Genomic DNA, 15,713 nt, shown 5'->3' on the forward strand with positions numbered 1-15,713 from the left:
GCGACACGGAAACGGAACGAATCTGCGGTGGCGGCTGATGCAGCTAAGCGCGGAGCAGCACGGTTAAAATTCCCGGGTAACCAACAGTTGGCACGTTGGCGATCTGAGGTCGGGTGGAAGATCATTCCAGGGGCCGAAATTGTTAGCAATTGTTAGCTTGGGTGGGAACGCAGTGATGACCGAGGAACCAGCGCCGGAGATCAAAATCGTGGGCCAATGGGTCAGAAAATTCCGGCTCGGGTCGAGTTCGCTGGGCAGTGCCGGGCATTTTGTGCATTGATTACGAGCATGCGTTGAGTATGTTTACTTCGTTCATTATGTGAGTTTGTCTTGGATAGTGAACGCTTTACAGCTATTCGTGCCCTCCGGGTACGAGCTTTGCACTCGCCTTAAATCCATGCAGCCAGTCTCTCCTCCGTTCAGTCCCTCCCCTCTGGTTCCAGAGGGGCTTTACAACCCGTCATTTGAGCGCGACGCCTGCGGGGTCGGGTTTCTTGCCGACCTGCACGGTCGGAAGACGCACGCGACCGTTCGCGACGCCCTCCAGCTCCTCCGCAACCTCCAGCACCGCGGTGCGTGCGGGTGCGATCAGGACACCGGTGACGGGGCCGGAATTCTGCTCCAGCTCCCCGACCCGTTCTTCCGCGACGCGGGCGAAAAACTCGGGCTGAGTTTGCCCGCGGCGGGCGACTACGGCGTCGCGTTCTGCTTCCTGCCGACCGACCTCCAGAACCGTGCCGCCGCGCGCCGCGCGGTCGAAGAGATCGTCGGCACGGAAGGGCAGGTCATTTTGGGCTGGCGGCCCGTTCCGGTGGTTTCGAGCGCGATCGGCTGGCTGGCGCGGTCGTCCGAGCCGGCGATGGAGCAGTTGCTCATCGGCCGCGGGAAGGGCGCGCCTGATGCGGCTGCGTTCGAGCGGAAGTTGTACGTGATCCGCCGGCGCGCCGAGCTATGGGCTACAGCGCAGGCCGCGGGGACGGCGACGGGGTTCGCCATCGCGAGTTGCAGTTCGCGCACGATCATCTACAAGGGGATGCTCAAGCCGGACCAGCTCGAGGCGTACTTCCCGGACCTCGCGCACCCCGGCACGGAATCGGCCCTCGCGCTCGTTCACAGCCGGTACAGCACGAACACGTTCCCGCAGTGGGCGCTCGCGCAGCCGTTCCACACGCTCGCGCACAACGGCGAAATCAACACGCTCAACGGCAACGTCCACTGGCTCAAGGCCCGCCAGTCGATGATGCACGGCGGGGCGCTCGGCGACGACCTCGCCAAAGTGCTCCCGTTGAACTTCGAGGGGCTGAGCGACTCGGCCGTTCTCGACCGGGCCGTGGAACTGCTCGTTCAGTCCGGGCGCAGCCTGCCGCACGTGATGATGATGCTCGTGCCGGAGGCCTACGAGGAGCAAAAGCACCTCGACCCGGACGTGCGCGGGTTCTTCCGCTACCACCGGTGCCTGACCGAGCCGTGGGACGGCCCGGCGAACCTGTCGTTCACCGACGGCACCATCATCGGGGCGATGCTCGACCGCAACGGGCTGCGCCCGGGGCGGTTCGTGGTCACCGACGAACGGGTGATCGTCGCCAGCGAAGTGGGCGCGCTCCCCACCCCCGCGAGCGAGGTCCGCTCGACCGGTCGGCTCCAGCCCGGCAAGTTGTTCATCGTCGATACGGCGCGCGGGAAAGTGATTACGGACGAAGAGATCAAGCTCGAGGTGTCGCGCGGAAAGCCGTACCGCGCGTGGGTCGAGCAGAACCAGATTCAACTCGACGATCTCCCCGCGGCGCCCGTGTTCGGTGACGAGTCCGTCCCCGTGCGCCACCGCCAGCACGTCTTCGGCTACACGCAAGAAGACGTTTCCCGCGTGCTGCTGCCGATGGCGCAGGACGGTCAGGAGCCGGTGTCCAGCATGGGCACCGATACGCCGCTCGCGGTGCTCAGCGACCGCGCGCAGCTCCTGTTCAATTACTTCAAGCAGCTCTTCGCGCAGGTCACCAACCCGCCGATCGATCCGATCCGCGAAAAAGTGGTGATGAGCACCGAATCGCTGATCGGGTGCGAATCGAACCTGCTCGGGGAATCGCCCGAACACGCGCGGCTGCTGCGCCTCAAGGGGCCGGCGCTCACCGATGAAGAGTTCGCGAAGATCCGGGCGCTCGACCAGCCGGGTCTGAAGGCGCGCACGCTCAGCACGCTGTTCGCGAAGGACACCGGGGAACCGGGGCTGGCCGCGGCAGTGGACGCGCTCTGTGCGGCGGCCGCCGATGCGGTGAAGGGCGGCTGCAGCGTCCTGATCCTGTCCGATCGCGGCGTGAACGCGGATCTCGTTCCGATTCCGTCGCTGCTCGCGACCGCGGCGGTGAACCACCACCTGATCCGCGCGGGCTTGCGCGTGAAGTGCGGACTCGTCGTCGAGACCGGTGAGGCGCGCGAGGTCCACCACTTCGCGCTGCTCGTCGGGTACGGCGCCGCGGCGGTCAATGCGTACCTCGCGTTCGAGACGTACCGCGGTCTCGCCGCCGAGGGGATGCTCGTTGACGCGCACGGCGCGCAGCTGGATCTGGTGAAGGCGTTCAAGAACTACGCGAAGGCGATCAACGCGGGCTTGCTGAAGGTGTTCAGCAAGATGGGCATCAGCACGCTGATGAGCTACCGCGGGGCGCAGATTTTCGAGGCCATCGGGCTGAACGCCGACGTCATCGACCGACACTTCACGGATACGCCGAGCCGGATCGCGGGCATCGGGCTGACCGAGATCGCCCGCGAGTCGCTCACGCGCCACGCGGTCGGGTTCCCCGGCGACCCGGACGCGGAATCGCCCGAACTCGACGTCGGCGGGGAGATCATGTGGCGGCGCCGCGGCGAGCACCGCATGTGGAACCCGGAAACGGTCCAAACGCTCCAGCACGCGGTGCGCCAGGAGAGCCGTGCGTCGTACCGCGAGTTCTCTCGGTCCGTGAACGACGAGAGCCGGCACCTCTGCACGCTCCGCGGGCTGCTCGACATCAAGAAGACGCACAAGGCGATCCCGCTGGAACTGGTCGAACCGGCGAAGGAGATCGTGAAGCGGTTCTTCACCGGGGCGATGAGCTTCGGGAGCATCAGCAAAGAGGCGCACGAGACGCTCGCGATCGCGCTGAACCGGGTCGGCGGGCGCTCGAACACCGGTGAGGGCGGCGAAGACCCGGTGCGGTTCAAGCCGGACGGCAACGGGGACCGGCGCGGCAGCGCCATCAAGCAGGTGGCGAGCGGCCGGTTCGGGGTCACCGCGAACTACCTCGCGAACGCGGTCGAAATTCAGATCAAGATGGCGCAGGGTGCGAAGCCCGGTGAGGGCGGGCAGCTCCCGGGGCACAAGGTCGATAGCGCGATCGCGAAGACGCGATACAGCACCCCGGGCGTCGGACTGATCTCGCCGCCGCCGCACCACGACATCTACAGCATCGAAGACCTGGCGCAGCTCATCTTCGACCTGAAGAACGCGAACCCGCACGCGGAGATTTCCGTCAAGCTCGTGGCCGCAGCGGGCGTGGGCACGATCGCCACCGGTGTCGCGAAGGGCTACGCCGACCGCATCCTCATTAGCGGGGACAGTGGCGGAACGGGCGCCAGTCCGTTATCGAGCATCCGGCACGCGGGCGTTCCGTGGGAACTCGGGCTCGCGGAAGCGCAACAGGTGCTCGTCCGCAACGGGCTCCGCGGGCGCGTCCGGCTCCAGGCCGACGGGCAGATGAAGACCGGGCGCGACGTGGTCGTGGCCGCGTGCTTGGGCGCGGAAGAGTACGGCTTCGCCACGGCCCCGCTGATCGCGCTCGGCTGCGTGATGATGCGGAAGTGCCACCTGAATACGTGCCCGGTCGGGATCGCGACGCAAGACCCGGTTCTGCGTGCGCAGTTCGCCGGCGCCCCGGAGCACGTTGTTAATTACTTGTTCTTCGTGGCCGAGGAAGTGCGCGAGCTGCTGAGCGAGATGGGCTTCCGCACGCTCGACGAGATCGTCGGGCGGCCCGACCTGCTCGCGCAGCACGATCTGTCCTGGCACTGGAAGGCAAAGCACCTGGACCTCTCCGCGCTGCTCGCGCGCCAGAAAGTGCCGCAGGGCTCGATCATCCGGTGCGTGGAGCGGCAACCGGACATCCTCGCGGAACAACTCGACTGGGAAGTCGTGCGTGCCGCAAAGGACGCGGTCGAGCACCCGCGCCGGCTGCAACTGGCGCTGCCGATCACGAACCGCAACCGCACGACCGGCACGCTGCTGAGCTACTTCGTCACCGCGAAGTACGGCGAGGCCGGTCTGCGCGAGGACACGATCGACCTGCGGTTCACCGGCACGGCCGGACAGAGCTTCGGCGCGTTCGCCACGCGCGGGATCACGCTGCGGCTCCGCGGTCAGGCGAACGACTACGTCGGCAAGGGACTTTCGGGCGGCAAGCTGATCGTCGCCCCGCCGCCCGAAGCCGGGTACGTCGCGGAAGACAATGTCGTGATCGGGAACGTGGCCCTCTATGGCGCTACCGGCGGCGAAGCGTACTTCTGCGGCCGCGCGGGGGAACGGTTCGCGGTCCGCAACAGCGGCGCGAAGGCCGTCGTCGAGGGCATCGGCGACCACGGGTGCGAGTACATGACCGGCGGTGTCGTGGTGGTACTCGGCTCGACGGGGCGGAACTTCGCGGCCGGCATGAGCGGCGGGTTCGCGTATGTGTACGACCCGGACGGGACGTTCCGCGAGAACTGCAACACGGAAATGGTCGACCTCGTCCCGGTCGATCACTACAAGGACGTCGGTACCCTCAGCAACCTGATTAACCGGCACGTCCTTTACACCGGCTCGACGGTCGGCAACGCGATCGTCGACGACTTCGCCGCGGCCCTCGGGCGATTCGTGAAGGTGTTCCCGAAGGACTACCGCCGCGTGCTCGAACAGAGCCGCGCCGTTCAACGGCAATGGGAACTCGTGAACGGGTAATGACCGCCTTCCTCCGAACCCAGGGCGTTGCCCTGGGCTGGGGAATCTCGCCCCTTCAGGGCGAACCGCACTGGCAGGCTGAAAGCCTGCGATTTCTTAGCCCAGGGCAACGCCCTGGGTTCGGGCGGGAAACCGCCCCGGGATCAACCCGGGCAACACCCCGGGGTTAATCCAGAACAACACCCGGGTACCGATCCGGGGCGATGCCCCAGATTGATGCGGATCGCGACGTTATTTCCAACCCCTAACCCCTGACCCCCACCACAATGGCCGACCCGCGCGGGTTCCTGAACGTTGAACCGCAGAAACCGACCCCGAGGCCGGTCCACCTGCGCATTCGCGATTACGACGAACTGTACCAGCCGATGCCGACCGAGAGCACGCGGGCGCAGGCGACCCGGTGCATGGACTGTGGCATCCCGTTCTGCCACACCGGGTGCCCGCTCGGGAACCGCATCCCGGACTGGAACGATCTCGTCTACCGGAACCGGTGGAAGGAGGCGCTCGCCGCGCTCCACGACACGAACAACTTCCCGGAGTTCACCGGCAAGACGTGCCCCGCGCCGTGCGAGGCGTCCTGCGTCCTCGCGCTCAACGGGACCGCGGTCACGATCAAGACCATCGAGCAGGCGATCGTGGACCGCGGGTGGGAGATGGGGTGGATCGTCCCCGAACCGCCGCGCCACGAGACCGGCAAATCGGTCGGCATCATCGGGAGCGGTCCGGCCGGGCTCGCCGCGGCGCAGCAACTGCGCCGGGCCGGGCACGCGGTCACCGTCTACGAGCGCGCGGACCGCGCCGGCGGGCTGCTCACCTACGGCATCCCCGACTTCAAGATGGCGAAGGACTACGTCACCCGGCGCGTGGACCAGCTCCTCGCGGAGGGCGTCGAGTTCGTCCTCAACGCGGACGTCGGGGTCACAACCGATCCGCAGGAGTTGCGCCGGCGCCACGACGCACTCTTGCTGACGGTCGGGGCGACCAAGCCGCGCGAACTCGACATCCCGGGCCGCCGGTTGAAGGGCGTCGAGCAGGCGATGACGTTCCTGACCGCCCAGAACCGGCGCGGGTTCGGCGACGCGCTCGACGGGGAATCTCTTACCGCTACCGGCAAGAACGTGATTATCATCGGTGGCGGCGACACCGCGGCGGACTGCCTCGGGACGTGTCACCGCCAGGGCGCGAAGTCGGTGCTTCAGCTCGACTACAACCCGTGCCCGCCGGAGGACATGAACCCGGAAACGCCGTGGCCCCTGTGGCCAAAAATCCTCCGCATCACGCCGGCGCACGAGGAGGGCGGCAAGCGCGACTGGCAGATCAAGACGCAGAACTTTGCCGGCGACGATCAGGGCCGCGTCACGGAACTGCACGCAGTCCGGATTCACCACTACTACGACAAAGAAGGCGAGCGCCAGTTCGAGGAACTGCACGGTTCCGAGCTCGTGTTCCCGTGCGAGTTGGTGCTGCTCGCGATCGGCTTTTCCGGACCGGAGCAGAGCTTACCGGAACGATTGGGGCTGGCGCTGACCACCTCCGGCGCGATCCGGAGTGATGGTAAGTACGCGACCTCCGTGCCCGGTGTGTTCGCGGCCGGGGATTGCCGACGGGGACAGTCGCTCGTGGTTTGGGCGATTGCCGAAGGCCGGGAAGCCGCCCGGCACATTGACGAATCGCTGACCGGGCGCCCAAGCCGGCTCCGGGGACGGGATCTGCCTCTTGGACTGATCCGGTAACGCGCACGGCACGAATCGCTTTGTGAGGTCCGCCGGATTTCGCGAAGCAATTCGTGCCGCGTGTTTCGGCACCGCACTTGCAATTCAACTAGGGATTCACCCGAATATGGCTTGATTCGACCGCTGAAATAACACCAAGTGCCCGATCTACGCGCGGCCGAAGCCTTGTAAAGTGGCAGGAGTCTCCCATGCCCACCCTTGGCACCCCGTCCCGGCTGACCCCGAGTCTCAACGGGTCATTGATTCCCAAGCCGCGTCTCTTCGATCACTACACCCCTCACCCAACAGCCTGGGACGAACTCTTCGACCGCGCACCCAACCCGCACCCGCACTGCGCCGCGGTCGTCGAGCGCCTCGGGCGGTTCCACGTCAACGAATTCCAGGCGAAGCGGAGCAACGCGGACCTGGCGTTCGTCAACCAGGGGATCACGTTCAGCGTTTATTCCGACCGCCGGGGCGTCGAGAAGATATTCCCGTTCGACCTGATCCCGCGCACGATCCCGGCCACCGAGTGGTCCGCGCTGGAAGACGGACTCGTCCAGCGGGTGCGGGCGCTCAACCTGTTCCTCCACGACGTGTACCACGACCAGCGGATTCTCCGCGAGGGCGTGATCCCGACCGAATTGGTGCTGGGGTCGAAAGGGTTCCGCAAGGAGATGATCGGCTTCACCCCGCCCGGCGGGGTTTACGTCCACATCTGCGGGACCGACCTCATCCGCGACACCGCGGGCCAGTTCCTCGTGCTCGAAGACAACGGCCGGACGCCGAGCGGCGTGAGCTACGTGCTCGAGAACCGGGCCGTGATGAAGAAGGTGTTCCCGCAACTGTTCGCCGACATCCGGGTGAAGCGCGTCGAGGACTACCCGCGGCGCCTGCGCGAAGCGCTCGCGTCGGTCGCACCGGCCTCCGCAGCGACCACGCCGTGCGTGGTGGTGCTCTCGCCCGGGCAGTACAACTCGGCGTACTTCGAGCACAGCTTCCTCGCGCGGCACATGGGCGTGGAACTCGTGTTCGGCCAGGACTTGTTCGTTCACGATGATGTGGTTTATCTGAAGACCACGCGCGGGCCGCAGCGCGTGGACGTGATCTACCGCCGACTGGACGACGACTTCCTCGACCCCGAGGCGTTCCGCCCCGACAGCCTGCTCGGGGTACCCGGGCTGTTCCGGGCGTACCGCGCCGGGAACGTCACGCTCGCGAACGCGGTCGGCACCGGCGTCGCCGACGACAAGGCGGTGTACCCGTACACCGAGGACATGATCCGCTTCTACCTGTCCGAAGAACCGCTCCTGAAGAACGTCCCGACGCACATCTGCGCCCGCCCGGAAGACGAACAGTACACCCTCGATCACCTCGACGAACTGGTCGTCAAGGCGGTGAACGAGTCCGGCGGGTACGGGATGCTGATGGGGCCGTTCAGCACGGCGGCGCAGCGCGCGGAGTTCGCGGAGAAGATCAAAGACAACCCGCGCAACTACGTCGCACAACCGGTCGTGACGCTGAGCACGTGCCCGACCTGGACCGAAGAGGGCGTGGCCCCGCGCCACGTCGACCTGCGGCCCTACATTATTACCGGTAGCTCAACGTGGGTGCTGCCCGGCGGTCTCACGCGCACTGCGCTAACGAAGGGGTCACTGGTCGTGAACTCCAGTCAGGGCGGCGGGAGCAAAGACACCTGGGTTCTGGAGAACGGCCGACACCCGCAGTGACGGACACGCGGGTGAGTTCCTCCGGCGCAATTCGATCTGATCTCTGACCCCGGCGAGCGAGCATGATTTCCCGTGTCGCGGAACACTGTTTCTGGCTCGCCCGGTACCTGGAACGGGCGGAAAACACGGCCCGCGTTCTCGAGGTGAACCACACCCTGCTGTTGGACTTCCACGTCCCGGTCGAACAGCAGTGGCGCCCGCTGCTCATCATCTCGGGGGTCCACGATTACAAAGACGAGCCGACCGCCGAGAACGTCCAGGAGTTCATGACCTGGGACCGGGACAACCCGTTCAGCATCGCGTCCTCGCTGGCGTGGGCGCGGGAGAACGCCCGGATCATCCGCGAAGTCATTTCGGCCGAGATGTGGGAGCGGTTGAACTTCTACCACCTGTGGATGCAGGGGGACGAGGGGCGCGCGCTCTTCGACGCGCACCGGAGCGAGTTCTACGCCCAGGTGCGGCGCATCAACCAGCTCCTGCACGGGATCGCCGACACCACCATGAGCCACGGCGAGGCGTGGGAGTTCTTCAAACTCGGGACGTACCTGGAGCGGACCAGCCAGACCGCCCGGATCATGGACGTGAAGTACCACACCCTCTTACCCCGGGTCGAGGACGTCGGCAGCCCGATCGACAACGCGCACTGGGTCGCGATCCTCATGAGCTGCTCCGGGTACGAACCGTTCCACAAGAAGCCCCGGCTGATGCCGAACGACCCCGCGTCGGCGGTCGCCGAGTTCCTGATCTTCGACGAACTGTTCCCCCGATCGGTCCGCCGGTGCTTGCGCGAGTGCGAGGCGGCGACCGCGGCCGCGGCCGGGCACCCGGTCGGGGTACGCCCGACCGAACCGGAACGGCGACTCGCGACCCTGTTGGCCTACCTGGACGCGCGGATGATCCCGGACGTGATCCGCGACGGGCTGCACGAGACGCTCACGCACGTCGTCGATTCGGTCCACGAAATCGGCGCGGCCATCCACGCGACATTCTTCGCCGCGGACGTGCGCCCGCCCGACTCGAAGGCGCAGGTGCCGACACCGCCTTCTGCTCCGGCTCCGGCCACAATGACACAGACACAGAGTCAGTCCTAACTGATCGGAACAGGAACCCCGCATGGGCATCCGCGTAGCCCTCCACCACGTCACCAAGTACACCTACGACCGGCCGGTCACGCTCCTGCCGCACGTCGTCAGGCTGCGCCCGGCCCCGCACGCGCGGACCCCGGTCCCGAGCTACTCGCTCTCGATCGAGCCCACCCCGCACTTCCTGAACTGGCAGCAAGATCCTTACAGCAACTACCTCGCCCGGCTCGTCTTCCCGGACCCGGTGTCCGAGTTGGTCGTCACCGTCGATCTGATCGCCGATCTCACGCCGATCAACCCGTTCGATTTCTTCATCGAAGAGTACGCGCAGGAGTACCCGTTTCAGTACGACGCGGCACTCGCGCGCGAACTCGTACCCTACCTCGAGACGCTCCCGGCCGGACCATTGCTGCAGAAGCTGATCGACGGCGCGCGACAGTCCGGCGTGAAGATGAACGACTACCTGGTCGGGCTGAACCGGCTCGTCCAGCAGCAGGTCTCTTACGTCATTCGGTTGGAACCCGGAGTGCAGGCGCCCGAAGAAACGCTCGAACTCGGGCGCGGGTCGTGTCGCGATTCCGCGTGGCTGCTCGTGCAACTCGCGCGGCACCTCGGGCTCGCAGCACGCTTCGTCTCCGGCTACTTGATTCAACTCGTCGCCGACGAAAAGCCCCTGGAAGGCCCGGAGGGGCCGACGGCCGACTTCACCGATCTTCACGCCTGGGCCGAGGTGTACTTGCCCGGGGCGGGCTGGGTCGGGTTGGATCCCACCTCCGGGTTGATGACCGCGGAGGGGCACATCCCGCTCGCGTGTACCGCCGACCCGCAGTCTGCAGCGCCCGTGACCGGTTCCTTTTCCTGGACCAAGCGCGACGAGGACGACGAGGTCGTGGAGGGCTTCGACTTCCACATGTCGATTGCGCGGATCGACGAAACCCCGCGGGTCACGAAGCCGTACAGCGAACCGCAGTGGGACGCGATCAACGCACTCGGAACGCGCATCGACGCCGACCTCCGCGAGTGGGACGTGCGGCTGACGATGGGCGGTGAGCCGACGTTCGTGAGCATCGACGACCGGGACGCGCCGGAATGGAACATTGCCGCTCTCGGGCCGCAGAAACGGCGTCAGGGCGTCACGCTGTTGAAGCGGCTCCGAGACAAGTTCGCCCCCGGCGCGCTGCTGCACTTCGGGCAGGGGAAGTGGTATCCGGGCGAGCAACTCCCGCGGTGGGCGTTCGGGTGCTACTGGCGCACCGATGGTCAACCGATCTGGGTCGACCCGCTGCTCATTGCCGACGAGGGCCGATCCTACGGGTTCGGGGCCGATGACGCGGCGCGCTTTGCCACGGCGCTGGCCGAGAAGCTGGGCGTCGATCCCAAATACGCGATTCCGGGGTACGAGGACGCCTGGTACTACTTGTGGCGGGAGCGCCGACTGCCCACGAACGTCGATCCGCTGAACAACAAACTGGACAGCCCCGAAGACCGCGAACGGCTGGCCAAGGTGTTCGAGCAGAAGCTCGGGAGCACCGTCGGGACGGTGTTGCCGCTGCGCAGGGCGTTCGGGGCGGGTTCGCCGTGGGAGAGCGGGCCGTGGGCGCTCCGCTCGAAGCACTTGTTCCTGATCCCCGGCGACAGCCCGATGGGGTACCGGTTGCCCCTCGATTCGCTCCCGTGGGAAACGCCGGCGGACCGGCAGTTCCTCGAAGAGCGCGACCCGTTCGCCCCGCGCGGGCCGCTACCGGGCCACCCCATCGGCCCCGCGGTCCCGGCCGGACTCGCGCGCACGGCACCCGACTCGCTGCTCGACGTCTGGGGGCGCCCGACGGACTCTCAGAACGGCCGGGCGCGTCGGCCCCTCGGGTCGGCACTCCCGCCGTCGAACGGCACGGCCCACAGTTCTGTCCCGAACAACGTGGTTCGCACCGCGCTGTGTATCGAACCGCGTAACGGCAAACTGCACGTGTTCATGCCGCCGGCCCGGTTCATTGAGGACTACCTCGATCTCGTCGCCGCGATCGAGTCCACCGCCGCCGAACTCGACCGGCCCGTGCTCATTGAGGGCTATAAGCCTCCGCACGACCACCGGGTGAACAACTTCTCGATCACACCCGACCCCGGCGTGATCGAAGCGAACATGCACCCGGCGAGTTCCTGGGACGAACTCGTTCACATCACCACAACGCTTTACGAAGAAGCGCGGCAATCCCGGCTGTGTACCGAGAAGTTCATGCTCGACGGCCGGCACACTGGTACCGGCGGTGGGAACCACGTCGTGATCGGTGGTCCCACTCCTGCGGACAGTCCGATTCTGCGCCGACCGGACCTGCTCAAGAGCCTCGTCGGGTTCTGGCACAACCACCCGTCGCTGTCGTACCTGTTCAGCGGCTTGTTTGTTGGCCCCACCAGTCAGCACCCGCGAGTGGACGAAGCCCGACACGATGCGCTCCGCGAACTGGAGATCGCGTTCGGCCAAGTGCGCGCGGGAGGCAGCCCCCCCGCGTGGCTCGTTGATCGACTGTTCCGAAACCTGCTCACCGACCTCACGGGCAACACGCACCGGGCCGAGTTCTGCATCGACAAGTTGTTCAGCCCGGACTCTGCGGAGGGCCGGCGCGGGCTGTTGGAACTGCGTTCGTTCGAGATGCCGCCGCACGCCCGGATGAGCTGTGCTCAACTGCTCCTGATGCGGTCGCTCGTGGCGTGGTTCTGGCGCAAACCGTATGAGCACAAGCTCGTGCGGTGGGGGACCGCGCTGCACGACAAGTTCATGCTCCCGCACTTCGTCAACGAGGACTTTAACGACGTCTTGGACGAGCTCCGTGCCCACGGCGGGTACCCACTCGACCCCGCGTGGTTCACGCCGCACGTCGAGTTCCGGTTCCCGGTCCTCGGCACGGTCACGAGCCGCGGCGTGAATCTGGAACTGCGGACCGCGATCGAGCCCTGGCACGTGCTCGGCGAGGAGTCCAGCGCGGGGGGGGCGAGCCGGTACGTGGATTCGTCGGTCGAACGAGTTCAGGTGAAAGTGCGCGGGCTCACGGATCCGCGGCACGTCCTCACGTGCAACGGCCGGCGCGTTCCGCTGCACCCGACCGGCACCAACGGCGAATTCGTCGCGGGGGTCCGTTACCGCGCTTGGCAGCCGCCGAGTTGCCTGCACCCGACGATTCCCGTTCACGCGCCGCTCGTCTTCGACGTGTTGGACACCTGGAACGACCGGAGCGTCGGGGGCTGCACATATCATGTGTCACACCCCGGTGGGATGGCGCCCGAGGACTTCCCGGTGAACGCGCTCGCGGCCGAGAGCCGGCGCATCGCCCGGTTCTTCGCGTTCGGCCACACGCCCGGCCCGGTGAGCGTTCCACCGGAGGAGCCGGACCCCGAGTTCCCGTTCACCCTGGACCTGCGCCGGCCCGAACTGCCGCAGTACCGAGCGCCGGCGCCGGTCAAAGAATCCGCGGTCTTCGGCCGCGTGCCCGTCAGTGAGGTAGAATAACTCCGAGGTAGGAGTTCCGCAGTTGGCCGACGCACGCAGTTTTCAGCCCTCGCAGAGGGCGCAGGCGTGTAGCCAGGGGTGAACCCCCTGGCGGGGCGCCTCCTCACCCAAGACCGACCCACCCGCTCTCCGATGCCCGACACCCGTTCCCACGCGCCGATCGACCCCCACGTTCCTCCGGGCGCTGATCCCCGGGCGGGGTACGAATCAGCGCCCGGGTTCGATGAGTCGACCGATCGCAACGGTACGTGCCGCCCTCACTGGATCAAATTCTTCGATTCGCTGCACGAACTCGGGCCGACCGAGATGGCGCGCCGGTGGCGCGAAGCGAAAGACCTGATCCGCGAGAACGGGGTCACGTACAACGTTTACGGCGACCCCGACGGCATTGCCCGCCCCTGGCAACTCGACCCGATCCCCCTCCTCATCCCGCACGCGGAAGCCGCCGCACTCGAGCGCGGGCTCGTTCAGCGTGCGCGGCTCCTGGAACTCGTTCTGGCCGACCTGTACGGCCCGCAGTGGCTGTTGAAGGACGGGATTCTCCCGCCCGAGTTAATTGTCCCGAACCCGGGGTTCCTCCGCCCCGTTCACGGGATACGTGTACCCGGCGGGCGGTACCTGCACCTGTACGCGGCGAACCTCGGGCGCGGGTTCGACGGGCGCTGGCGGGTGATCGGCGACCGCACTCAGGCCCCGTCCGGCGCCGGGTACGCACTCGAAAACCGCATCGTGATGACCCGGACGCTCCCGGAAGCGTTCCAGGATTGCCGCGTCAACCGGCTGGCCCTGTTCTTCCAGACCGTTCGCGACACGCTGCGGGCGCTCGCCCCGCGGAACAAGGACAACCCGCGGGTCGTGCTCCTGACCCCCGGGCCGTACAACGAAACGTACTTCGAGCACGCCTATCTCGCCCGGTACCTCGGCTACACGCTCTGCGAGGGCGGCGACCTCACGGTGCGGGACAACCGCGTCTTCCTCAAGGTGCTCGGCGGGCTGCAACCGGTGGAGGTGATCTTCCGCCGACTGGATGATGACTTCTGCGACCCGCTCGAACTGCGCCCGGACTCGTTCCTCGGTGTGCCTGGGTTGGTTCACGCGGTCCGCAGCGGCAACGTGGTGGTGGCGAACGCCCTCGGCACCGGGCTTTTGGAAACACCCGCGCTCCCGGCCTTCCTTCCGCGCCTCTGTCGCGCGCTGCTGGGCGAAGAGTTGCAACTCGAGTCCGTACCGACGTGGTGGTGCGGCGAGCCGGAATCCCTCCGCTACGTCCTCGATCACCTCGCCGATCTCGTCATTAAACCAGCATTTCCGGCGAGCCGGATGGAACCCGAGTTCCCGGCCGATCTGTCCGCGGGTCAACGAACCGCACTCGCGGCTCGGATCAAGCACCGGCCCCGCGACTTTGTCGCCCAAGAGCGCCTCGACCTGTCCGCGACCCCGGTTCTGGACGGGGACCGGCTCGTTCCCCGGAAGCTGGTCGTGCGCTCGTACCTCGCGGCCGAATCCGGGGGCGGGTTCGTGTTCATGCCGGGCGGCTTGACGCGAGTGAGCGCCTCATCGGACACGACGGTGGTGTCGATGCAGCGCGGGGGCGGGAGCAAGGACACCTGGGTGCTCGCGGACGCGGAGGTGAGCGACTTCAGTTTGCTCCCGGCGGCCGGGTACCGGGTCGCGCTCACGCGGTCCGGTGGCGATCTCCCGAGTCGCGCTGCGGACAACCTGTTTTGGCTCGGCCGGTACGCAGAACGTGCCGAAGGGCTGACGCGCCTGCTCCGCGGGATCGTGGTCCGGTTGACCGAGCGCTCCGGTTTGGCCGATTGCCCGGAACTCCCCTCGCTTCTCACCGCACTCGCCGCGCAAGCCGATCCCAAGTGCCCGCGTGCGGACGGAATCGAAGACCCGTTCGCCCGCGTGTTCCCGGTGGTGTTCGCGCAGGCGGACCCGAACAGTCTCGTGTCCGTGGTCCGGTCCGTTCGGCTCGTCGCCTCGGTCGTCCGCGATCTGATTTCGCTCGACATGTGGCGCGTGGTCAACACGCTGAGCGCGCTCCCCGGCGAACTGACTTCCGGCACGGACGAGGACGACCCGACTCCGGCCGACGTGCTCGATCTGTTGAACCGGACCGTCACCACGCTGGCCGCGTTCGGCGGGCTGGTTTCCGAGAGCATGACGCGCGGGGAAGGGTGGCGGTTCCTGGACATGGGCCGGAAGCTGGAACGCGCGCTGCACCTCATCGGGTTGCTGCGTGCGACGCTCGTCACCGCCACCGAGCACGAGGGGCCGGTGCTCGACGCGGTGCTGGAAGTAGTCGACAGCGGGATGACGTACCGGCGCCGGTATTTGAGCAGCCTCCGCGCCGAAGCCGTTTTGGATCTCGTTGTGGCCGACGAAACCAATCCGCGTTCGCTGGCTACGCAACTCGCGGCCCTCGTGGACGATGTGGACCACTTGCCGCGCCCGGCGTCGGCGGGGCGGGCGCCCGAGCAGCGGTTCGCGCTGGCCGCGCTCGCGTCCGTGCGCTTGGCCGAGCCGGACCGACTCGCGGTAGTGGAGGGCGGCACGCGCCCGGGGCTGCGGGATCTGCTCGGGCACGTGGCCGGGTGGCTCCCGATCCTGTCCGATGCGATCACGCAGCAGTATCTCAGCCACCTCCAGACTTCGCGCCACATGGCGACCCCCGACACGATCCGGCGGACCGGGGCCGACTCCGGGGACCGGTTGTAA

Annotated in this window: 6 protein-coding genes; all 6 read left to right on the forward strand. The window is 67.0% G+C overall.

Going from position 1 to position 15,713, the window contains the following annotated elements; all coding sequences use genetic code 11:
- Window positions 1-397: 397 nt before the first annotated feature.
- The 6 genes from gltB to J8F10_RS01330 all read left to right on the forward strand — a co-directional run bounded on the left by gltB (window position 398) and on the right by J8F10_RS01330 (window position 15,713).
- Window positions 398-4,966 carry a glutamate synthase large subunit gene (gene gltB / locus J8F10_RS01305; protein ID WP_210651934.1) on the forward strand — a complete coding sequence of 1,523 codons (4,569 nt, stop codon included), beginning with the start codon at window positions 398-400 and terminating at the stop codon, window positions 4,964-4,966.
- Window positions 4,967-5,232: 266 nt separating this feature from the next.
- Window positions 5,233-6,699: a glutamate synthase subunit beta gene (locus J8F10_RS01310; protein WP_210651944.1), complete on the forward strand. Its 1,467-nt coding sequence runs from the start codon at window positions 5,233-5,235 to the stop codon at window positions 6,697-6,699.
- Window positions 6,700-6,887: 188 nt separating this feature from the next.
- On the forward strand, window positions 6,888-8,408 hold the full coding sequence (locus tag J8F10_RS01315; protein WP_210651946.1) for a circularly permuted type 2 ATP-grasp protein: 1,521 nt from the start codon (window positions 6,888-6,890) through the stop codon (window positions 8,406-8,408).
- Window positions 8,409-8,470: 62 nt separating this feature from the next.
- Window positions 8,471-9,499 (forward strand): alpha-E domain-containing protein, encoded by a 1,029-nt coding sequence (locus J8F10_RS01320; RefSeq protein ID WP_210651948.1) that lies wholly within the window; start codon window positions 8,471-8,473, stop codon window positions 9,497-9,499.
- Between the two features lie 22 nt (window positions 9,500-9,521).
- The gene (locus tag J8F10_RS01325; protein ID WP_210651950.1) at window positions 9,522-12,989 is read left to right on the forward strand and encodes a transglutaminase family protein; all 3,468 of its coding nucleotides are present in this window, start codon (window positions 9,522-9,524) and stop codon (window positions 12,987-12,989) included.
- Window positions 12,990-13,121: 132 nt separating this feature from the next.
- On the forward strand, window positions 13,122-15,713 hold the full coding sequence (locus tag J8F10_RS01330) for a circularly permuted type 2 ATP-grasp protein (RefSeq protein ID WP_210651953.1): 2,592 nt from the start codon (window positions 13,122-13,124) through the stop codon (window positions 15,711-15,713).

The sequence above is a fragment of the Gemmata palustris genome (genome assembly GCF_017939745.1).
Taxonomy (GTDB): Bacteria; Planctomycetota; Planctomycetia; order Gemmatales; family Gemmataceae; genus Gemmata; species Gemmata palustris.

Coding starts and splice junctions, on each gene's coding strand:
- J8F10_RS01310 (WP_210651944.1), top strand. CDS start 5,233: ATGGCCGACCCGCGCGGGTTCCTGAACGTTGAACCGCAGAAACCGACC.
- J8F10_RS01330 (WP_210651953.1), top strand. CDS start 13,122: ATGCCCGACACCCGTTCCCACGCGCCGATCGACCCCCACGTTCCTCCG.
- J8F10_RS01315 (WP_210651946.1), top strand. CDS start 6,888: ATGCCCACCCTTGGCACCCCGTCCCGGCTGACCCCGAGTCTCAACGGG.
- gltB (WP_210651934.1), top strand. CDS start 398: ATGCAGCCAGTCTCTCCTCCGTTCAGTCCCTCCCCTCTGGTTCCAGAG.
- J8F10_RS01325 (WP_210651950.1), top strand. CDS start 9,522: ATGGGCATCCGCGTAGCCCTCCACCACGTCACCAAGTACACCTACGAC.
- J8F10_RS01320 (WP_210651948.1), top strand. CDS start 8,471: ATGATTTCCCGTGTCGCGGAACACTGTTTCTGGCTCGCCCGGTACCTG.